This is a genomic window from Entomospira culicis (assembly GCF_028748145.1).
GTDB classification, from domain to species: Bacteria; Spirochaetota; Spirochaetia; order WRBN01; family WRBN01; genus Entomospira; species Entomospira culicis.
Genome location: NZ_CP118181.1, coordinates 54,099 through 77,011, shown reverse-complemented (window position 1 = coordinate 77,011; position 22,913 = coordinate 54,099). Strand labels below are relative to the sequence as shown.

Annotated in this window: 13 protein-coding genes; 2 read left to right on the top strand and 11 right to left on the bottom strand. The window is 49.3% G+C overall.

Annotation, left to right across the window (positions count from 1 at the left end):
• Positions 1-8: 8 nt before the first annotated feature.
• The gene (locus PVA46_RS00340) at positions 9-13,271 is read right to left on the bottom strand and encodes a SpiroCoCo family coiled-coil protein (protein WP_167694756.1); all 13,263 of its coding nucleotides are present in this window, start codon (positions 13,269-13,271) and stop codon (positions 9-11) included.
• 15 nt (positions 13,272-13,286) lie between these two features.
• Positions 13,287-13,973, bottom strand: a complete 687-nt coding sequence (locus PVA46_RS00335) for an HAD family hydrolase (RefSeq protein WP_167694754.1) — start codon at positions 13,971-13,973, stop codon at positions 13,287-13,289.
• 134 nt (positions 13,974-14,107) lie between these two features.
• Here PVA46_RS00335 and PVA46_RS00330 point away from each other — a divergent pair, with 134 nt between their 5' ends.
• Positions 14,108-16,099 carry a hypothetical protein gene (locus PVA46_RS00330; RefSeq protein WP_167694752.1) on the top strand — a complete coding sequence of 664 codons (1,992 nt, stop codon included), beginning with the start codon at positions 14,108-14,110 and terminating at the stop codon, positions 16,097-16,099.
• 1 nt (position 16,100) lies between these two features.
• On the opposite strand, the gene PVA46_RS00325 is transcribed toward PVA46_RS00330, so the two are convergent.
• The 3 genes from PVA46_RS00325 to rplM are packed head-to-tail and all read right to left on the bottom strand — an operon-like array spanning position 16,101 to position 17,633.
• Positions 16,101-16,724: a GIN domain-containing protein gene (locus PVA46_RS00325; RefSeq protein WP_167694750.1), complete on the bottom strand. Its 624-nt coding sequence runs from the start codon at positions 16,722-16,724 to the stop codon at positions 16,101-16,103.
• 54 nt (positions 16,725-16,778) lie between these two features.
• Entirely contained in the window at positions 16,779-17,177 is a 399-nt protein-coding gene (gene rpsI, locus PVA46_RS00320; protein ID WP_167694749.1) for a 30S ribosomal protein S9, read from the bottom strand.
• A 27-nt stretch (positions 17,178-17,204) separates the two neighbouring features.
• Positions 17,205-17,633, bottom strand: a complete 429-nt coding sequence (rplM, locus tag PVA46_RS00315; RefSeq protein WP_167694747.1) for a 50S ribosomal protein L13 — start codon at positions 17,631-17,633, stop codon at positions 17,205-17,207.
• A 186-nt stretch (positions 17,634-17,819) separates the two neighbouring features.
• On the opposite strand from rplM, the gene PVA46_RS00310 reads away from it, so the two are divergent.
• Positions 17,820-18,209 (top strand): hypothetical protein, encoded by a 390-nt coding sequence (locus PVA46_RS00310; protein WP_167694745.1) that lies wholly within the window; start codon positions 17,820-17,822, stop codon positions 18,207-18,209.
• Here the strand turns inward: PVA46_RS00310 and mnmG are convergent.
• The 6 genes from mnmG to PVA46_RS00280 all read right to left on the bottom strand — a co-directional run bounded on the left by mnmG (position 18,206) and on the right by PVA46_RS00280 (position 22,867).
• Positions 18,206-20,023 (bottom strand): tRNA uridine-5-carboxymethylaminomethyl(34) synthesis enzyme MnmG, encoded by a 1,818-nt coding sequence (gene mnmG, locus PVA46_RS00305; RefSeq protein WP_167694743.1) that lies wholly within the window; start codon positions 20,021-20,023, stop codon positions 18,206-18,208. The two genes, PVA46_RS00310 and mnmG, sit on opposite strands and share 4 nt — an antisense overlap.
• 81 nt (positions 20,024-20,104) lie before the next feature.
• Positions 20,105-20,539: a hypothetical protein gene (locus PVA46_RS00300; RefSeq protein ID WP_167694741.1), complete on the bottom strand. Its 435-nt coding sequence runs from the start codon at positions 20,537-20,539 to the stop codon at positions 20,105-20,107.
• A gap of 2 nt (positions 20,540-20,541) precedes the next feature.
• Positions 20,542-21,228, bottom strand: coding sequence for a tRNA (adenosine(37)-N6)-threonylcarbamoyltransferase complex dimerization subunit type 1 TsaB (tsaB, locus tag PVA46_RS00295; RefSeq protein WP_167694740.1), 687 nt, complete (start codon positions 21,226-21,228; stop codon positions 20,542-20,544).
• A complete protein-coding gene (tsaE, locus tag PVA46_RS00290) occupies positions 21,219-21,659 on the bottom strand; it encodes a tRNA (adenosine(37)-N6)-threonylcarbamoyltransferase complex ATPase subunit type 1 TsaE (RefSeq protein WP_167694738.1) in 441 nt (146 codons plus the stop codon). Before tsaE ends, tsaB begins: the two co-directional genes overlap by 10 nt.
• Positions 21,643-21,906: a hypothetical protein gene (locus PVA46_RS00285; protein ID WP_167694737.1), complete on the bottom strand. Its 264-nt coding sequence runs from the start codon at positions 21,904-21,906 to the stop codon at positions 21,643-21,645. The genes tsaE and PVA46_RS00285 overlap by 17 nt, the downstream gene beginning before the upstream one ends.
• A 22-nt stretch (positions 21,907-21,928) precedes the next feature.
• Positions 21,929-22,867: a hypothetical protein gene (locus PVA46_RS00280; RefSeq protein ID WP_274360291.1), complete on the bottom strand. Its 939-nt coding sequence runs from the start codon at positions 22,865-22,867 to the stop codon at positions 21,929-21,931.
• Positions 22,868-22,913 lie beyond the last annotated feature (46 nt).

Sequence of the window (22,913 nt, the reverse complement as noted above, 5' to 3'; positions counted from 1 at the left end):
AACTGCTCCTACTGATTCGTTTGCCGATCGATCTCAAGGGTAACTTGACCAATCGGGACTTTCAACTGCTTGGCAATCTGCTCTACCGACCAGCCCTCTTCATACAATCGGATAATCGCCTCCTTCTTATTGACCGCCTTATTCTTTTTCGGTTTTGCAAGCGCAGGCTCATCCTCCTCGCTCTCGTCTACCGTATGAATCGTCTTGAGCGCGCTCTTGGCGTTACGATGGAGTTTATCCAAGCGCTCTTCGGCCTCGACAATCCAATCACGCATCACATCGATTTTTGCCACCCGATGCTCCATATCATGTACCCGCTCTTCAGAGCTCTCAAAGAATTTCAAGAGATAATCCACCTTGATGCGTTGCTCTTCGACCAGCTTCATTTGGCTACTCACCTCATCTAAATGCTGATGCATCTGTTCTACCTGTTGCATCGAGAGATCGATGGTTTCGGTCATGCGTTGCGCCCGTTGTGCCTGCTCTTCTAGCTTGGCCTCTTGCACTTGCATCAACTGAAGATCGCTCTGCATCGCCTGCGCTTGCTGGCTAAGTGATTGCTCCTGACTCTTCAAATTGACCAAATCTTGCTGAATATCATTAAGCTGTTCGTGTAACAACGCGATATTCTTCGCCTTACGCTCCACCCGCTCGTAGGTCTGCTCCACATGTCCAATCTGGGCGCTCATCTCTTCAAACTGCGCGCGCGCCTGTTGCATCAAGGCGATCTTATCATCAAGTTTACTGTTCGCCTCCAACGCCACATTGAGATTAAGCTGAATTTCTTGCACCTCTTCTCGACGAAGATCCATTTGCGCGCTCTGCATCTTGAGATCGTTAAGCGACTCTTCCAAAGACTCCTTAAAGCGCATAATCTCCTCAAAGAGCGGAGTGCTCTGGGCAAAGGCTTGCTGACGCTCCTCAATATCTACCAACTTCGCCGTCAAGGCAGAGGTCTGCTCATGGATAGTCGCCAAGACCTCATCGCGCATCGCCATCGCCTCTTGTGCCAAGAGCGTTGCACTCGATTTGGTCTGCTCCATCTGGGCGCTCACCTCGTCCTTAAACTGCTTGGCTTGGGCAATCACCGCCTCCTGAATCTGATTCACCTCTTCCTTCATGCTCACCATCGCGCTTTGGCTCTGATCCTCAAAGGAACTTGCCAACTGCGCCGCCTGCATGCTCAAGGCATCCAACTGCTCCACAATACGCTCGCGCTCGGCTTTGCCCTGCCCAATCACCAGATCGCGCTCTTGAGCAAACTCCTCTTGCAACATCGCAACATTCTCCTTGACCTTACTCTGCAACTCAAGATACTTATCTTGCAACTCTTTTTCAAGGGATTTTGCCGCCTCATCGCTCATCGTCTTCCACTGGAGTAACTCATGCTTGTAGCTATCGAGCATCTGAATCAACTCCTTACGCTCACTGCTAAGCTCGGCATCCAAGCCTTGCAATTGCGCTTGCGTCTGCTCCTTCACATGTGCCACTTGTACCACCACATGACGCTCAAACTCTTGCATCTCTTCGCCCATGTTGCCTTGGAAGTTGCGCAACTGTTGCTGACTTTGACTCTGGCTCTCCGCCAAATCCTTATGTAAACGTTCACGCTGATGATCCAAATCGGCTAAAAGTGCTTGTTGTACCTCCATCAAGCGCGTATCCAACTCTGCCTTAGCCCGACCACCAATCTCTTCCAGACGCTTCTGCATGCTCTGTTGAAGCTGTTGCACCTGTTCGTGCACCTGCTTAACCTCTTGATTCGTCGCAAGGATAAGTCCCTCGCTCTCTTCTTTAAAGAGACGTAGCTGCTCTTGTGTCTTGCCGGCTAGACTATCAAACTGTTCTTTATAACGACTCTGATAACTCTCACCCAACTCCATGCGCGCCTGATGCTGTTCTTGCTCAAGCATAGCAAGTTTAGTCTCATAAGTATACTGCCACTCTTGCACCTTGTTGCGTAGCGCCTCCTCCCGACGTACCACATCCTCGCTAAAGAGCTGTTCAAATTGCGCCAAGCGCCCACTGACTTGGTCAAGCGTCTCTTGACGCATCTGTGCTAAGCGATTTTCCAGCGCCGTAACCGCCTGCTCCACCGCCTGCATGCTCAATTGGGCGCGCTCCATCTCCTGACTATTACGCTCACGCAAATCGCTCTCAAGGCTAGTAAGATCAGTTAAAATACGCTGATTAACCTCGCCCACCATCTGGTGTAAATTACTCTCCAACTGGGCAATATTCTGCGTCATGCGCTCCAAGTTGAGCGTAGCTCGCTCCACCTCGCGCTCATGTTTATGATGAATATCGCTCTCAAAAGCCACCAACTGATGCCCAATGCGATCGCTTACCTCACTTAAACTCACGCGTAAAGAGTGCTCCAATTGATCCACATCGCTAATGAAACCCTCCAGGCGATGCATCTTCATTTTTAAGGAGTCCTCATAATCGTTGAGGCGATCCTCGATCGTACCCATCACATCCAAACTCAAGTCATCACCAGTCTGCTTCACCGTGCTACGGATCAACTGCTGAAGCTCCTCCTGTCCACGCAACAACTCTCGCAGAGCATTTTCGCGGATGCTCATCAACTGCTCGCCCAAGGTATTACGCAACTCCTCCAAGTGGTGCTGTTTCTCTCTTAAATCCAAAAGAGACTCTTCGGCCTCGCTGGTCATACTTACCAACTGGCTCTCCAACTTGCTACGATACTCCTTCACGCGCTCATCATTCTCTGCACCCAAACGCAATACCGTATCTTGGATAATGCGCGCGCGCTCCTCAAGCTGAACAATGCGCTGATCGAGCTTGGCGACCACCTCGCCCTCCATCGCCTCCATCCTCTCTTGCACCACCTGACGCATCGAGACCTCACGCTGACGCAACTGCTCTTCAATCTGTAATAAGAAAGCCTCCTGTTGCTCCTCAATACGTAATGACTCAGCCTCAAAATGCGCCTGATGCGCTTGATACACCGCACGCTCCGCCTCTGCCTTAGCCTCCAGCTCACGCATACGCTCGCTCATCTGCGCCTCATTCACCGTGAGACGCTCCTGAAAACCACTAAAGACCCGATCCTTACGCTCAATCAGTTCGGCAGAGAGTTGATCAATAACCTCTTGTAGACGCTCGCCTTGCAAGTGCGCTTGCGTAAGAAGATCGGCCTTTTGCGCCTCCAATGCACCCTTAAACTCTTCATTTTCGTGTAGAGCCTTCTCAAAGCGTTGCGCAAAATTCTCCTCAAAGTTATCTAACTGCTCGCTGACCACCTCTTTCTGTGCATTCACCTGCTCAAGCATCTGGGTAAATTGCGCTTGGGTCTGCTCCATGGCTAGGCGATACTGCGCTTCCTGCTCGTTCATCAGCTCCTTATAGCGATCAATCTGCTCATGGGTAAGCTCGGCGGTAATCTCTTTGAGCTCTTGCTCCGCCTTCTCCACCTGCGTACGCAAATGCGCTTGCATCGCCACCTTCTGTGCTTGAATTTCCTCTTGTGCCACTTGCGCATCGCCCAAGGCAATCGCTAGCTTCTCTTTGAGCTCTTGCTCAAACTGCACATAACGTTGCTCTAGGCTATCGCCGATGCCATCAAGATTCTCCCCAGCCGCCGCCACACGCGCAATAAGTGCTGCCTCTAACTCCTCACGCTTATGGGCAAATTCGCCTTCCAAACGAGAGAGTGCATCGCCTGCAATCGCAATACGTGAGGCTAACTCCTCATCAAATTCAGCCTGTTTCGCATCGAATTCCGCCTGCACCTGCCCAAGATTACGGATCGCCTCTTGCAAACGCTCGCTAAAGTCGCTCTCAAAATCACTCTGCTTATGCAACAATTGCTCTTCCAAATCACGCAACGACTCCATCGCCAAGGCAATGCGCCCATTGTAATCTTCCGAGAAGGCATCTTGCTTCGCACCAATCTTCGCATTAAATGCCTGCCAACTCGCATCAATCTGCTCCACACGTTGCGTAAACTGAAGCTCTAAGCCCTCTTGTTCATGCTTAAAGTGTTGCTCCAACTGGCGCGACTGCTCGCTAAATTCCTCCATCATTTGCGTAACACGCGTCGTGTAGATCTGCTCTTTCGCCTCAAAACTCTCCGAGAGATTCTGCCACAACTGCTGTGCATACGCCATGCGCTCTTCTACCAAGGCCGTATACTCGCTCTCCTTAGCCTTTGCTTCGGCACCAAAATCACGCATCTGCGCATCGTGCTTATCAAAATGCTGTAATAACTCCAGCTCTTGTTCGCTGGCGATGCTTTGCATGCGCTCTTTAAGACTTGCCAGATGTGCTTCTAACGCCTCGATATGCGCCTGACTTTCGGCATCTAACAGCATATTTTTATCCTGCACCGCCTCTTCTAAGCGAGAGAAGATGATAGAAATTTTCTCTTGCTCTTGCGCCATGCGTGCGTGCATCTGCTCGATATTTGCCTCAAAGGCACTCTTCTGCTCCGCCAAAGCTCGCGTAAGGCGATGTTGTTGCTCGCCCGCCTCACTATCCAACGACGCGATCAATGTCTGGGTACGCGCATGATACTCCTCACGCTCCAAGGCAATCGCTTCACTGGCCTCTTGCAAATTCGCCGTCCAACGCTCGCTCGCCTCTTGCCACTGCCCTTGATGCTCGGCAGTTAATCCACGCAACAGCTCTTCTTGCTCTACCACAAAAAGTTCCAACGTCTGGGCAAGCTCGCGCCACTGGGCTTGCTTAGCTTCATCCTCTTGCGATAGCTCATGCAGGCTCTGCGCAACCTTCGCTCTAGCCTGCTCCACCGTCGCTAAGAAGCCTTGCTCCTCGGCGATAAGCGCTTGCTGATGGCTCTGAATATCTTGCGTGATCTGCTCTTTACGTTGCTCTAGCTCAAGGCTAAAGAGCGCCAGTTCATCGGCAATTTTCTGATCAATCTCAACTTTATCTCTTTGTAAATGCTCAAGATGCTCACGCTCCCACGCACTAGCTTGCTCTTGTTGCGCACGATAGATCGCCTCTAGTTCGCTACTAAGCGCTTGCGCCTTAGCCAACGCCTCTTGACGATCGTTATCCATCGTGGCCATCGCCGACTGTACTCCTTGCAATGCCTGATGCACTTGACTAGAGAGATCTTCCTCATAAAGCTCGCTCATCTGCGCTAATTTGGATTTTAACACCGCAAAATTCTCCTGCAGTGCCTGCTCCTCTTCGCTAAAGGTTGTATGCAGAAGCCCTTGGTGCTCACTCCACCAGCTCTTATGCCCCTGATGTGCCTCCTTTAACTCACTTTGTAACGCCTCAATCGCCTTGTTAAAGTCGTTAAGACCACCTTCTGCCTCATCCAAATGCGCCTTCATTAAGAGCACCGCCTCGCGCTCCTCGTTGCCCAACTGCTCGGCAAAGACCTCCCAACGCTCTTTAAGCTCTTGTTGGTACTGCGCCTGCTCTTGCTCCAGCTGTGCCACGCGTAACAAGAGATGCTCTTGCGTCCCTTCCATGTCACTACGTACCCGCTGAAGCTTCTCTTGCAGGTGAAGTTGCTCTTCCTCCAGTTGCTCTTTTTGGAGCGAAAGCTCCTCGCGCATGGTTTGACTCAAGCTCTCCACCTCTTGGCGTACGCTCGATTGCAACTGCTCCATCTGGGCATCCAATCGACTCTCCTCATCGGCAATAAGCTTGCGCTTATCCTCCAACTCACTTAAAAGCTCATTGCTCAGCTCATCAGTACGCTTTGCCATCTGTTGATAAGCCTGCTCAAATTGTGCATCCACTTGCGTTTGAATTTGGGCAATCTTCTCTTCATGCTCCTGCACCTCGCTAGCAAAGAGATGGGTAAGCTCTTGCGTCTCTTGCCCCATCGTCTCTAGGCGATGCTGGAGCGCCTCCAGCGCCTGACTACCAAGCTCCTCCACCTCACTCAAACGCGATCGCATCTCATCAGTAAGACGCTCAAGCTCCTGATTAAACTGTTGCTGTTGCTCCTCGGCAAGCTCCTGATTGCTCTTTAAATCAGCCGTAAAGAGCTCCATCTCTTGCACCTGTTGCGCAAAGTTATCACGCAAACTACCCAGCTTAGCCTCCCAATCATTACGCATCTGCTGAGCTAACTCCTCTAAGCGCAACGTAACTTGCATGCGGAGATTTTCGCGTTGTTGCGTAAATTCTTCAAACGCACTGCTCTCCAAGCTGGCAATACGGCTCTCAATCAATTCTTGCGCCGCATCTAAACCCACGCTCTTTTTGAGAAGCTCGCGGTTTTGGTGCTCCAAGCGATCATTCATAATATTAAGCTCATGTTGCCAGGTCTGTTCCATCTGGGAGGCATCATCTTTGGCTTGAGCAATCTTCTCACCAAACATCTCACTAACCTGCAACATTTGACTACGCCACTGCTCACGCGTGGCAATCGCCTCTTCTTTAAATGCTCGCTCTTGCTCACTAAAGAGTTGCTGGAGACGCTCCTGTTGCTCCAGATGCTCACTCTCCATGGCTTGTGCGATCTCTTGGGTCTTCTCTTGTTGAGCGTGCACTTGTGCAAAGAGATCTTCTGAGGCCTTGAGCAACTCTTGGCGACGCTCTTCCATCTTGAGTGCCGCATCACCCAACTTATCGCGCCAAACCGATCCCGTGGTTTCAATGGCAGCATCAATATCGAGTTCGGCATGATTGACCCGCGCATCCAAAGCACGATTCAATGCCTCAAAGCGCTCGCGCCAACTCTCCTCCACACTCTTGGCATACAGCATCGCCTCTTCGCCTCGCTTATCCAAAGCATGACGCAACTCTTCCACCTGTTGCGACCAGAGCTCTTGCACTTGCTGCGCCTGATGGCTACTACGTTGATCGACACCATCCATCCAAGATTGAATCTCCGCATGCATCGTCTCAAATTGTTCGCGCCAACGCGCCTCAATTTCCGCGCGCATCTCACTGGCCAAGCCCTCGTGCTTATTCGCCTCTTCCCCCATCGCCAAAAGATCAGCCTGCCACTGCTCATCCAACTTTGCAATATTCTCTTGCAGAAGTTGCCACTTCTGTTGTAGCGCACTCTCCTCTTCTTCTAGACGTTGCTCAAAGGCCAGCTCTTGTAGCTCTAATTTTTCTAAAAGATTTTGGCTGATGTTCGCCTCTTGCTCTTCCAGTGAGGCTAAGTGGGACAAAAGCTCACTACGACGCTCCTCCACACCTTGCACCATCTGCTGATGCAACGCATGTAGCTCCCGATGTAAGTCGTCAATCTTTGCCACCAGTTGCGCCCGCTCTTGCTCAAGCTGTTGCGCTATCTCACCTCGATGCTCGCCCAACATCGCGCTAAACTCCGCCTCTTGTGCACCCTTCTGCCGTTGTAACTGCTCCACTAAATCTACCAAGCGTAAACTCTCTTCTTCGATACGCTCCTGTAAGATCACCTTCTCGCCCTGCCAGTAACGCTCCACCTCACTAGTGATATCGTGGCTACCCTGCTTAAATTCATCCATCTGCACGTGGAAGAGTTGCTTCATTGCCTCTAGTTGGATGAGAAGTTCTTCTTTTTCATCCGCCATTTGCGCCTCGATAGACTGGCTTTGCTGGAGAGTCTTTTCTGCAATCTCCCTAAATTGACGCGAAATCTCCGCCTCTTGCTCTTGCATGCTCGCTTGCAATGTCGCCCGCTGATCCTCTAGCTGTGCCTGCCACTCTTGCTCTAACTGCGCGTGCTTCTCATAAATTTGAGCTAAGGCAAGCGCCTCTTGCTCCTGATGACTCTGCCAAGCTCGCTCTAACTCCTCACGCTTATGCGAAAACTCATCAAGGCTAGCCTGCCACTGATTACGTAACTCCTCTTGCTCAAGCTCGCTCAACTGGGCAACCTCTTGCAAACGCGCCTCTTGCTCTTGCTGATTAAGCTCCATCTTCGCCTGCAACGCCTGCCATTGTTCGTGCCAGCTCTCCTCAAAGAGACGCACCTTCTCCAACGCAATACGCAACTGCTCACTAAGCTCACCATCAATAATCTGGCTCTTCTGATCAATCTGCTCTAATAACAACTGCGAACGACGATCAGCATCCTCAATGCGCTCCTGCAAGAGCGCATCCATGCTCTCCAGTTCACGCCCCCACTTCTCTTGAAGCTCCAAACTACGATCGGCAGCCTCATCGATACGACGAGATGCTTGCTCCTCTAACTGCTGAAATGCCTCTTGCCAACGCGACTCTACCTTGGTTTGACTATCACTTGCCTCGTCAATACGACGAGATGCTTGCTCCTCTAACTGCTGGAACGCCTCTTGCCAACGCGCCTCTATCTCCATCTTAGTAGCAATTGTTCGCTCTAAATCTATCTGCACTCGCTCCTGATAGGCATGAAATTCGCGTTGCCATGCTTGCTCTTGCTCTTGTGAAAAGTGTTCTGCCTTATATTTTTGCTCTAAGTAGAGATGCTCCCATTCGCTCTCTTTTGCCTGTAGCTCCAACTTTGTAAGCTCCACCGCATCGGAGGCCTCTTGCACCTGTGCCGTAAAAATCGCTTTAAGCTCGGCGATGCTCGCCTGCCAAGTATCCATCCCCTCACTACTTTCGGCGCTAAGTTCATGCGCGCGCTCTTCAAGGTGCGCCTTTAATGTATTAAATTTATCCGCCAAGAGCTCCTCTAACGTGCCACTCCAATGCTCCATACTCTGCAAGCGCTCCTGCACAATCACCTGATTACGCTCAAGTTGCTCTTGCCAAGCAAGTTCAAGTTCGCTAAGATGGCTCTGGGTCTGTGCGATCTTCTCCTGCATCTGCGACTCAAATTGATCAAAATTACTCTGCCAGCGATGCGACAACTCATCGGCAATCGCATTCACATCACCAAGGCGATGACCAACCTCACCCTCCACCTCGCGCATGCGTTGCGCCCACGCCTCTAGTGCCTCTTCTATCTTCGACTCACTATTACGCAACTGCTCACTCAAGCCCTCCGTGTAACTCTCATAGCGCTCGCGCCACGCCCCCTCTAATAACTCCGCCTGCTCACCAAGCGTCTTAAACTGAGCCTCGTAAATCGCCTTGATGCGTGCATGCTCTTCGCTCAACTCCTGTTTGCGTTGCTCACTCTCGCCTTCGGCATCCAACTGCCAGCTCGATAACGTCTCTTGCCAACGATCCTGCCAACGCTTCTGCTCCTCTTCAAAGGATAAAAAGAGCACATGTTGATTAGCATGCCAGAGCTCTTGCTTCTCTTGCCACGTGCGCAACGCCTGCTCCTGCTCGGCAAGGAGAGTCGCCTCCTTGGCACGCACCTCATCTTTAAGAAGCTCTTCTAAGAGACCCAATTGTCCGTTGATCTCGCTATTTAACGTGCTAAGTTGCTCCTGTTGCTCATGGAGCTGGGTACGCCAACGCTCATTTAACTGCTCAAACTCATTCTCGCGTTCTTGGATGCGTTGATGTAAATCCTCCACCGACGCAATAAGAGAAGACTGTGCCCGCTGACTCTCCTCATATCCTTGCGCAATCTGCTCCTTAAGTTGTCGCGCAACATCATCCACCTCACTAAGCCACTGCTCCTTTGCCGAAGAAATGCGATCGCGTAACTCCGCGCTCTCCTCAGAAAGCAACTCGCCTGTCTGTCTAAGCTCATCCACCCGCTCCAACGCGCTCAAGCTCTCCAAACGTAAAGACTCCTCCACTCGCTCCTTCATTTGCACCATCATCTGGGCAAGCTCCAACTCAATACGTTCTTGCGCATGGTTAATCTCCGTTAAGAAACGCAAATCACGCTCTTGCCACATCACCGAGAGATCGTTAAATTGCTCCTGCCAGCGATGCGCCACTTCGGCACGCTTTTCGTCCAGAAGTTGCTCTTGCGCCACCAATTGCTCTTGCACTTGCACCCGAATCTTCTCGACAAGTGCCATGCTCGCCTCATCCTCATCCGCAATCGACTGTTGCAACTGCGCCAAGCGCTCACGCCACTGCTCCTCGATGGTGCGCACCTCGGTGTGAAGATCGCTCTGTTTTTGCGCTAGACCATCGAGCATACCGCGCATCGTCTCTTCCAGCGCCTCTTGACTTGCCAGACTCTCTGCCTGCCAAACCTCTTGCTTACCCACAAGATCTTGACGGATCTCTTCATTGAGCGTTAAAAATTGTTGCTCAAAAGCAAGTTCCTGTTGATCAAAGTGCGCTTCTCGCTCGGCAAAACGCTCGCTAAAGGTTGCGAAACGTTCCTGCCAGCGCGCTTCTAAATGGGTCAACTCACCCAACGATTGATCGACGCGAAAAGTAAATTTCTGCTCAAGCTCGATAATTTTATTACCAAAAGCTGCCTCCACATCGCTCACCTCAAGCTTCTCGGCATCAATCAGCGACAACGTCTCCTCTTTCCAAGCTCGATAAGCTTCTAACCACTCATCACGCTCGCTAGTGAGTGCCTGCAAACCCGCATCCAAAAGTGTCTGGGCGCGCTCATTCGCCTCGGTGCCAAAGCGATCAAATTGACTAAACCACTGCTCCACCGCTTGAAGAGAGGTTTGGTGTTGTTCGTTCATTTTAAGCTGGAAGTCAGCGATTTCCGCCTCGAAGATCGCCTGTTGTTCGCCTAACTCGCGCTCATAACTCGAGACACGGGCGCTCCATTGCTGTTGACTAGCGGCCAACTCCTCCTGCATCTGCTCCATGGTAAGACGTTGTTCAGCTTGTAGCTCACCAGATTCTTCCATAAAGCTCGCCTTACGCTCTTCAAGCCAAGCATCCAACCGCGCAATCTCTTGCTGGGCGCGCCCTTGTAGCTCTTCTAACTGATGCGAGACCTGCTCCTGTCCCCCCACCAGCTGTTGGTGCCAACCCTGAATTTGCTCGGCAACGCGCGTAACATTATCACTAATAGCTTGATTAAATTGCTCCTGCACCACATCAATTTGGCTCTGATATCGTACCTTCTCTTCCTCTAAGCTCTTAGCATAATTTTCTGATAAACCTTGGTATTCGCTCTGCACCTCTTGCCACGCACCCTGCAGATCGTGGGAGAGATCTTTTAGTTGTTGACGCTCGCGCGTCATCTCTAGGTCGATATCGCTAAGACGCTCTTGCCAACGACTCTGTAACTCCAACACCTCCATCTGCACCTTGGCAAAGGCCGATTGCTCACTGGCAGCCACTTGTGTCGTGATAAACGTTTCCAAATCTTGATAGGTCGCGTCGATACTCTTCTGAAAGGCGTCGAGCTTATCCACACTCGCCTGCTCTTGCTCGATAAGATTTTGCTTAAGCTCCTGATGAAACTCCTCCAATGAGAGAAACTGTTGCTCAATGCCCGCTACTTCGTTATCGATCATCGCTTTACGCTCTTCTAATAATTGATGCGTATCGGTAACCTTGGTAGACAAAAGCTCGGTGAGTTCGCCCAGTTGACTTTGACTCAACTCTTGTAATTGCAATAAGTTAGCCTCAAATTGCGCGTGCACCACACTCTCCAAGTGCGATAACTGCTCGTTGACTAAATTATAGTTGCCCTCATAGCCCTGTTGCATGCGCGCCTCAACCTCTTGCAGTTGCTGGCTAAAGGCTTCATAGCGCTCATTAAGCGTTTGCGCTAAGGCATCGCTTTGGATAATTTTCTGGCTAAAGTGCGACTCTAGCGCCTCGGTGCGTGCCTCTAAATTCGCCTCGATGCTCTCGTATTTTTGCTCTTGAAGCTGGGCAAGCTGATGCCCCACATCGATGAGCGATTGCTCTAACTGTTCGGCTAGTAAGGATTTGTGCTCTTCAATATCTGATCGTAAAGCGTCGGCTCGTTTGTGCAACTCTTGATGATTGCGAGAGAAGTGTTCGCTAAGTTCCTGTTGATCTTGCTGAACCTGATGCCCAAAGTGTTCCTTCCAGCGTTCATATTCGGCGCGTAGCTCTTGTGCAGACTCCTGCCAACGTTGCTCTTCTTGTGCAATCTTTGTATCAATCTCTTTCTGTTTTACATCCAAGAGCGCATCAGCGTCTTGCAACCAGCGCTTATACTCCTCTTGCATATCCTCTAGCGCAACATTAAGCGCATTGTGATCACCAATAATCCGCTCGGCAAGCGCCACTCGTTCGCCATCAATCTGCGCCAACATCGCCTGCATGCGATCGGTCAACTGCTGATGCTCTTCATTGACCGTCGACTCAATATAACGGAGTTTCTGTGCTAGCTCATCGTTGATTGCCTGCACTAAATCGACCTGCTCAAGCGCCTGTGATTTCACCGTTGCCACCTGCTGGGCAACCTCGCCTTGCAATGTGCCATTAAGCTCTGCTACACGCTGGGCTAATAAGGTTTGAAGCTCACTAGCCTGTCCCCTAAATTCATGCTCCATAAAGGTTTCTAGGGAGTGCATCTGCTGGGCAAAGGCGTGATGTTCCGACTCCATCTTCATCGCCTGATCGGCAAGTTCATTAAAGCGATAGGCAAGATCCTCTTCCATGTCGCGATACTTTTGCGTAAAGGCGCTAAACTCCTCCACCTGATGCTCCAAAGCCTGCCCAAAGCGCGCTGACTCCTGTTGAAAGAGCGTATTGGTAAGCTCCTGAAGCTTACTAAATTGACTCTCAATATTCTCTTTAATTTGATAGAGACCCTCGCTCTCCATGCGCTTAGCTTGCTCTTCAAGTTGCGCCAAATGCCCTTGGTAGATCTCCTCAATGCGATGCATTTCGGCAGCAAAGGCTTTCAAGCTACTCATGAGGGTATGCTCTTTCTGCTCAATCACAGTGGCAAGCTCTGCCTTCAGCGACTCACCCATCGCCAACTGCTTAGCAACCTGCTCCTTTACATCGCCACTTTCTTGAACAATTAACTGGCTAAAGGCCTCACGTTGACTACGCAATGCCTCATCGTTGCGATCGGCTAAATCGATTAAGATACGATTCGCATGCGCCTCGATCTTCTCGACCTTCTCTTGGATCTTTTGGCTCTTCTTCATGGTTTCGTCAAGGATTTTGGCATCGTTTTTGAGATTCTCCAAGCTCTCAAAGACCTGATCACGCTCATTGGTAAAGCTCAAGACGAGATCTTTTACCTCGTTAAGTGCCTCGCCACGTGCCACAATCTCACGCACATCCTCTTCTACCCGCTTGAGGATCTCTCGCCCCGTTTTATCGTGGCTCTCTAGCTCGCCAAAGAGATCGTGCACTTGTTGGGTCGTCTGTTGCACGTACTCCTCAAGCTCCTGACGCTTCTTGTCAAAAAAGCGTTGCACCCCGCTGATGCTACGGCTATTTTTATCATTACGCTTGAGCGTAACTGCCAAGCCTATCGCGACAAACGATATTATCAAACTACCAATACTCAAAAAATCCATGTTATTTATCAACCTTTACAATGATGCAATCCAGTTTAACACCAAATCTGCAAATGATTTATATCCATAAAATGTGATATCGGCTAAACTATTCTTTACCGGCTTGCCCCATTTTAAATGAGCTGTATACATGCCGGCCGATTTAGCCCCTTCTACATCGTATTTATGGCTATTACCCACAAAGAGCACCTCTTCTGGGCGAACGTTTAGCTGTTGTGCAATGGCTAAGAAGCCTCTTGGGTCGGGCTTTAGGGCGCCGGCATCTTCGGAGCAGAGTTCCCCGTCCCAGATGCCATCTAAACCCAAATAACCCACCTTGGGATTGATAGGAAAATCGGAAAAGAGCGCCACTTTGAGACCCGCCTCTTTAAGGGCGAGAACGCTCTCTTTGCAGTGCTTATAGGGTTTGATCTTATGGAAAATTTGCTCCCAACGGGTGCGAAATTCCTCAATTTGTCGACGCGAAGTTGCCGTATCATAACGTCCGTGGCTATACTGCGACATCAATTGCCCCTGAAATTCCAGAAAGTCGACCCCCGCCTTCGCCACCTCATCAGGATGGGCATGAAGGTAGTGCCTTGCTTTATTCAAGCGTAAGAGTCTACGCCCATAACGAATAAAGAGCGGAATCGACATTATATGCATAAGCGTATTGGGGTAAACCGTCCCATCAACATCAAAGATGACTGCCTTAATTTTCATATCCTCTCAATTCTACCCTATTTTCAAGGAATCTTCAAGTTATCTCAAAAAAAAATCCCACATTCTCCTATAATCCTTATCGAATTTGTGCTAAGCCTCTTCTAATTTTGATGATTTTCGGCTATGATAAGAGCATGAATCGCTATTTCCTGCGCATTATGATTATCTTGTTGATACCCTTTTTTGGGGGTTGTCTCTCGACAAAGAATGTCAATCTTAGCGAGACGGGCACGCTCTTTAATAATAATCGCTCCTTCGATGCGCGGGAGGTCGAGGCAATGCGCATCTTACGGCTCAACATTGACCGTATCGAGCTACGCCCCGAAGATATCACCCGTTTGCAAGATCTCCTAGAGACCAATATGTTCTTTGTCCCCAACCCAGAAGCTAGCCAAAAGCAAGAGCCTATCAACACCGATAACCTCCCCTCCTTTGGCAAGCAAGAGTACGATGAGAATCGCATGAGAAGACCCTCGCCACCGCCACCAGCACCCTCTCGGCGCGAAACCCAAGTGCGTATCCTCGAAATTCAAGCCGTTATTCGCCTGCTCTCGCGCGACTACTCACCTCGTACTTTTTTACTTATCCTCGAACAACTCTCCTATCCCATGCCCGAAGAGGAACTCTCCCCCAATCAAGCCATTAGAGAAGAAGATAGAGACATGTATCACCCGATCCGCGAAGAAGCACTACGATATGTCTATAGCGCCGATGCAGAGATGTATCCCTACGTTTGGCAAATTATCCAAAGCGGTCGCCTACCCCCTCAAATGAGCGCGCGCCTTGTACCATTCTTTAGACGCGTACCCCATGGAGCGGTTTATCTCTTTACCTTACTGCAACGTGAAGAGACCGTAATTGTGGATACCGTCGTCCAAGAACTGGCCAGCATCTATCCAGACCATAATAATCCACAGCTCAAAGAGATTCTCGATCCAGCTAGATTTAATCAACATATAGCTGGTCCTTGGATCTTCTCCTATGAAGATTCCGATGCCTTTATTCTCGGCATTAACCTCATGAATTCTCCAGATCCTAAAGTGCAAGAAGCAACCAAGCGCGCCCTCTTTAGACGCCCGACACCATGGCTAACTCAAGAGGCTGTCAATACACTCGATACCCCCCAAACCCCCGCCGTACGCATGCTTCTTATTGAATTTTTAGCACGACAAAATCACCCGCTCTCGCTCTACTTTATCCACGAACTCCTGCTTCACCCACAATCTTCCGTGCGCTCCTTCGCTCACCAATTTATCATCACTGCGGATGCAACCTACTATCCCTATCTCATCGAACATCTCACCAATCCTGATACCCCCGAGCCCTTACTCCTTGCGCTCATGCCCTATACCCTCAATTTTCTACGCCTTAGCACCGCCGAAGTTATGCTTCCCCTTCTCGATCATCCTACTAGCGCCGTCAGCGTGCAAAGTCAGCAATTCTTTAGACAAATCATACAGCAAACAAATATCCAAGAACTCCTCCTCGAGACCTATCGGCAAAATCTCACTGCCAAGGCAAGCACGCTCTTTATCATGGAACTCTTTATGTCTAATGGATTAACGCAAATTATTACCTACGGAAAAACTGAAAAGGAGCTTGTCTATGAACCAAGTCTCTTCTTCCTTCTTACCCATGCCAATGACGATCTTTGGCAAACGAGCATCACGCAAGCAAAACCTGCCACGCTACAGGTCTTCCTTAATCGCATTGTCGACCTACAGCGACTTATTCAATCAAGTAGAGGGATCGATCAAACAAATAACATTATCCAGATAAGCAAAGAGCTAACCGAAGTAAATCGAAAACTGCAAGGGCAAAGAGAAGAGCAACAACGCCTCTTCAACCAAATTATCAATAACCGTGATAATAACCAAAGCTTAGACAATACACAAGAACTACGCCACCAACGTGATCAATTAACAGTAGCGTTACGACAAAATTTTTCTCGTGGAAATGCGCAACAAAAAGAAGCGTTTTTACGCTATCAAAGTATTATACAGGAGATAAATACCAGCCTCTTAAGTCTGCGCGTCGACCAACGCCCCATCGCCGAAACACTGCTAAGACGCGCTGGATTATCAACAGAGTGGATACAATCCTTCCAAATGTTACCACCGCTATAACTTAGCGAGGCATCAACACTTGGGAGCCGTTGTCATTATGAAAAATGAGTTCCTCCGCACGAAAGCTTCGTAAACTGAGTAAACTTTTAGGAAAGAGGCGTGTCTCTAAAACCTTAGCCTGCCCGATCAAAACAATACGCCCCGGAGAGCGACTAGATATGGAAAGTTTCTCTACCTCGCTATGAATCAACCCCTTACTATTACCCTCAAAATGTAACGATAAACTCTCCATACGTAAAATCCCACGCGTAGAAACATTGCCGTCAATTTGTAAAGTAACCTCATCCAAACCGTCTAATCCCAAAGAGAAGAGAATCTCATCCGTAGGATAAGGGAAGAAGCGTCGAGAGGGAATGATGTAAAGCGTATCTTCCTTAACCGAGAACTCCACACGCTCTAACAAGGGGGCTTTCATATTAGAAGCGATCCCTTGCATATTAGAGAGCGTAATATTAAATGGTCCCTGGACAATAATCTTGGAGTAAGAGCCAAGCGCGGATAGATCAACCAACTCCTCACCAGCTAAAAGACTATCCTCATCTATGGATAATTCTGGACCCATGCTAAGACAAGAAGATAAGAGAGCAAACAGCGCAACCACAAGAAGCCTATACTTACTGTACATATTATTCTTTGCCCCCCATTTATCTACATAACCCAAAAATAGACTATCCCAAAACTAGCGCTTACTGAATTGGAACTTGCGACGCGCACCACGTTGACCGTACTTCTTGCGCTCAACCATACGACTATCGCGAGTTAAGAAGCCGTTGGCTTTAATGGTTGCATGATTACTCTCATCATGAAGCACCAATGCGCGGGCTAAACCATGACGACAAGCACCAGCTTGACCACTTACGCCACCACCACGAATGGTTACCACAAGATCAAACTTGTTCATCGCATCTACCACCTGTAGTGGTTGCATAACCATCGCCACATGCTCTTTTACAGGGAAATACTCTTGAATATCCTTACCGTTGACGCGTACTTTACCACTACCGTTACGTAAGTAGACACGCGCTACTGCGGTTTTACGACGACCTACACCAATTGCTAAATTTACATTACTACTCATAAAATTTTATCTCTCTTAGCGAAAATGTTACCACTGATACGCAGTTGGTTGTTGTGCGGCGTGCGGATGTTTATCGCCACTATAAATTTTAATCGATCGGAACATACTGTTACCTAAAGTACCTTTAGGAAGCATTCCTTTAATAGCAAGACGCATCGGCGCATCTGGGCGACGCTGAAGCAACTTTTCGTAGCTAAAGGATCGCATTCCACCGGGGTAACCCGAGTGTCGATAATACATCTTTTTCTGGGTTTTATTTCCCGTCATTAGCGCTTTATCGGCGTTGACAATGACGACAAAGTCTCCAATTAGTTGATGCGGAGTATAGCATCCCTTATGTTTACCGCGGGCTAAGTAAGCAGCTTTCACAGCCACCTCACCTAATGGTCGGTCTGTAGCATCAATGATGTGCCACTCTCTTTTGACTTCTTGTGGCTTGACAAATACTGTTTTCATTCTGTAACGAGCATCCTATCATTTTGAATTCTTTATACTTAACTCCGATTATAGCACATTTATCTCGCTTCTGTCAAGGAAGATTACGTGATCTTAAAGATAAAAGCGATATTATGGGCGATTTCCTTGCTCTTTGCTCTTTTTTGTCGATATACTGGGTGATAATTTTACAAAAAGGATAGAGTTATGCGTTATTATTTTTTTATTTTTGGTGTTTTTGCGCTGGTCTCCTGCTCCGATCTTGCTTCTATGGAGATGCAACAGCAGTCGGAGGATCTTCAGGAGGCGCTTGGCGATCTTCAGGAAGCTAGTCTGGAATTTAGGCAGGCACATGATACCCTTATCCTTGCCCAAGCCGATCTTCAGGAAGCCAAGACGGATCTTGGTCTAGCCATCGAGGATCTTAGCCAAGCTATGCAAGATCTCCAGCTTGCCATTGCCGATTTTAACGAAGCGCACGCCGATCTCAAAGAGGCCTCATCGGATCTCACCCAAGCCGGCGCCGATCTTTTGCTTGCCGGCAAGGAGCTGAAAGAGCTCCTTCTCGATTATGAACTTATTAAAGAGACACCCTAAGAGCTACGCTTCTCTAAATAACGCAACAAATTGGTGATATCCGCAGGGTTGAGACCACTCAAACTCAACGCCTCTTGTAGCGTTTTTGGGCGACTCTCTGCCAACCGCGCGCGCGCCTCGGTGGAGAGGTTGCTAATCTGTTCATAGGCAAAATCGCTAGGAATACGCACCTTGGCATAGTGCGCCATCTTCTTCACCTCTTGCTCCTCTTGTTGCAGATAGCCCGCATAGCGCACATCCATGTAGATGCTCTTCTGCCAATTCTCCGGCAACTGATTAAATTCCACGCTACTTCTTTGCGCATCAGCAAGGCTATACGCTGGATCTTGTATCGCCTTCTCTAAGCTTCTGTCCTCTTTGCGACCATCTTGCCAGCGCGCCTTCTGCTTTTTGATCAGCTCCTTCACCACATCGATACGTGCCATCTTATCCTTAAACTGTTCGTATCGCTCCTCCGTGTGCAACCCTAATTGATATCCACGTAAAAAGAGGCGCTCATCGGCCTTATCATGACGCAAACGCATCCGATACTCCGCCCGACTAGTAAACATACGATAAGGCTCTTTTACGCCTTTTTGGGTGATATCATCCACCAAAATGCCCAAATAGGCATCGCTACGCGCCAACACAAAGAGCGGTTCGCCCCGCATCTTCAACACCGCATTTACCCCAGCCAAAAAGCCTTGACCGGCCGCCTCTTCATAGCCACTGGTACCATTTACCTGCCCGGCAAAGTAGAGACCTGCCATCTTTTTATGCTCCAAGCCCGCCGTCAGCTCGCGCGGATCAACATAATCATACTCCACTGCATAGCCGGGTTTCACCACCTCCACGCGCTCCATCCCAGGAATGGTGCGTAAAAATGCTTCTTGCAGATCTTCTGGCAAACCAGAGTATAACCCATTAAGATAAGCATCGTCGCTCTGGGCGCTCTCGGGTTCAATAAAAATATGATGGCGCTCTTTATCGGGAAAACGCATCACCTTCTCCTCAAAGCTCGGGCAATAGCGAGGCCCACTCGCAACCTCTGTCCAGATAGGCGACTGCTCAATGTTATCGCGAATAATTTTGTGCGCACGCTCATCGGTATGCACCATATAACAGGGCTTCTGCTCCACATTAAGCGCTTGCTGATCGCGACTAAAGCTAAAAGCCTGCGCAGGATCGCCAAATTGCGCCTGCATCTTCTCCAAATCTAAACTACGAAACCGCACCCGCGCCGAAGTGCTGGTACTAAAACGGTGCATCGAGAGACCATACTCGCGTAATTTTTTACCCAAACCAATGGCAGCAGGCTCACCAATACGCCCATAGGGTTGCTCCATCGTACCAATCATAATGCGCCCCTCCAAGAAGGTTCCGCTACAGAGAATCACCGCCTTAGCACGAATGGTACGTCCACGTTCGAGGCGAACACCATAGCAGACCTTCCCATCAGTGAGTAAATCGACCACCGTCTCTTGGTAGATAGAGAGCGAAGACTCCCCATCAAGCGCGATTCTCGCCCGCGCCGAGTAGAGATACTTATCAATCTGCGCACGTGGACTCTGGGCAGCACCACCCCTACTCTCATTCAACATACGATACTGCAACATGCTCGCATCGGCCAAGTGAGGCATCTCTCCACCCAGCGCATCTAGCTCGCGGACAATTGCCCCCTTCGCCAGACCACCAATCGCCGGATTACAACTAATACGCCCAATGCTCTCTATCGTCTGCGTAACCAAGAGCGTCTTTGCGCCCAGACGCGCCGCCGCCAAACTCGCCTCAATGCCAGCATGCCCCGCGCCAATCACAATAATATCAAAATCCATTCCTTACTCCTCATACCCTTGGTGCGAAACAACTATCTTATCACCAAGAAAAACGCTACACCATACCAGAAAATTCTTTGACTACTCTTCCTCTCGATGCAAAAAGAGTTGACCCATCAGCACCAAGCAGAACGCGACAACAAAGGCGAAAATTCCATACCAACGTAATGCAGGCTTCCGATCTACCACTTGGCGTACCACCTGACCCACCTCACGATTGTCGGCAAGATTCTCCACCCCACGCACCACGATTAGCGCCTCATTGGGGCGAAAAAAGCCAACTTTTCGTGCCTCCAAAATAATCGTCTCATCGTTATGCTCGTGGTCTGCCTTAATTGCCTCTAACATCACCTGCAACGAGAGCAACGCATCGAGATTCTCTTGCATTTGTTCGATCTCTCGCCGTTGCTGGGCTTGCAACCCAAAATTCATCGACCCAAGAAAGAGATCGACAAGCAATAAACTCAAAAGTCCAGCATAAAGCGCCCACCAAATCTTTTTATATCGAGATAACATACCTATCTACTCTGAATACTCAACTGCGCCTCACTCAAGCGTAGATACATCGGGCCTTGCGCGAAATCATCTGCCCCCAGCTCTTGATAATGCGCAAAAGCCAAGCGCGCCAAAAGTCCCGCCTTCGCCTCGTGCGCCGTTTCAAGCGGGATACACGCAAGGTCATCTCTAATAATCTCCTGCATAAAGCTATCCACGCCATAACCACTCACCCACCACTCAAGGGAAGAAACATCCGTCATCTTCTGGCTAAGCTCCAGTGCGCCAATATCCAAAGGCTCACTTATCGGCTTGCCAAAGTGAAAAAGTTGCGCATAATAACGATGCTTACGCGCATCCAGAATTACCGCACTGTAGGTATGCTTTTTAAGCTCTTCTGCATATACCAATAACGTAGATAGACTCACCAACGGCTTCTTGAGCGCATAGGCAATACCCTTGCCCGCCGCCATACCCACGCGCAACCCCGTAAAGGTGCCAGGACCACGCATCACCGTGATGAGATCGATCGCCTGAGGGGTAAGCTCTGCCTTAGCTACTAAACGCTGTAGGGTGGGGGTGAGTGCCTCTTGCTGTTTGCTATCGCCTACGATGCGCTCTTCATACAGAGTATCGCCACGCAAGAGCGCCACGCCTAGGTACGCCCCAGCACTGTCGATAGAAAGAATGTTAGGTTTGCTCAACTCCATACCACCGCCACCTTACGCGCATTGTCCGCCTCGATAGTGATCGAAATCTCCACCTTGGGCGAGGGAATTTCCGCTTCGATCAACTGCGGCCACTCAATTAAAAGGAGGGCGCGCCCAAGCTCTTCCTCGATGCCCAACTGATACCACGAATCAAGATCAGTAATGCGATAAAGATCGAGATGCTTAATTGGGATAGAGGCAGGGTAGTCGTGGACAATAGCAAACGATGGTGAGGCCACCATACCAGGCGAGACCCCAAAATAGCTCATCATGCCACGCACCAATAATGTCTTACCCGCCCCCAGCGTACCTTTAAGAAGCACCGTGGTTTGAGGCGTTAATCGCGAAGCCAACCTCTCTCCTAAAAGAAAGAGCTCATCCTCACTTGCACAGCGATAATACTCTGGCGCTTCCTTAATAGAGGTGTCCATTATTGTGCAACTCCAAAATACGCTCCTTTAACAAACGCACCAAAGGAATCAATGGGTACTCTGCCCCCTTAGGAAATGATGCAGTAATGCTCTTCTGTCCTAGTGGGTCGGTCTCCACGATAAAGTGAATAGGGACTTCAAAGTCGCCAATGGCTTCACTGCGAAAGTGCGCCTTACCATCATACTTCTGACGATAGTAGACCGCGTTCGGTTCTGGTTCTATCTCTCTAATTTCGATTAATTCCATAGCTTTTCATCCTCATCTACGTTCATAAATCATACACTAAATAGCTAATTTGATTCAAGCTCGATCGGCTCGTTTGTAAAAATTGTACATGTATTTGCTTTTGCTCGCCCAGTTGCACCAGCTTCTCCACCCGACCATAACAGACCACACGTTGCGTAGCGCCCATAAATTGTAAGTAGACAAATTGATGCAAAAGCAAATCTTGGCTACTTTTAAGCACCGCGCCCACCAGCGAGAGCTCTAAGAGAGAGCATAGTTCCTCTTTTTGGGCAGTAAATTGACGATTTCCCGTCTTATCTAAAAGCAGATCGGCTGGCGCAAGCAGAGCCTCGCGATCAAAACGGCGCGAAGGCGGGCGTTGATCAGCAAGAATCTCTATCGATTTGCTATGCGCAAAAAAGAGCGATAATTGCCCAGAATCTTCCTTTACCGTGCGTAGTTTTGCCGTAAAGTGATACTCAAAGTGCTGGGCATCGGTATAGAGAAACTCAAAAATCCCGCGATGGCTCAAAGTTGCCCACTGCTCTTGGGACATCTTCTCTAGCGCCACCGAAAACCCTAAATTTGTCAACTGTATGCACCGCGCGCGCAAAGATAATCGCACATTATCGGGCTTATTGATTAGTAGAAGCGCATCCATCGGTAAATCCTTGGTAGTCAACAAGCTAGGCGATACCTTCACCCGATCAAAAAAGCGTTTGATTTCGTAATATTGATACTGTAAAAGCTCGCGCTCTTTAAGGGAGATACTCAAATCCATCTCCACATCGTTGAGTGCCTTAAGAAGAATTTTATTAAGTAGTCGCGAATTCATCAGCGTATAGGCGCTCTCTTTGATGTGATAGTCGCGCACCAATTGCCACAAGAGTCGGCGAGGCTCACTCTTCATGCCAATACGTATCGCTTGATGATGAAAACGCCATTGTCGATAGCGCACGTAGAGCCATGAGCGGTAGAGCATCGCAAATAGCAGAGTCAAAGAGAGAAGAACAAGTAACGAATAAATC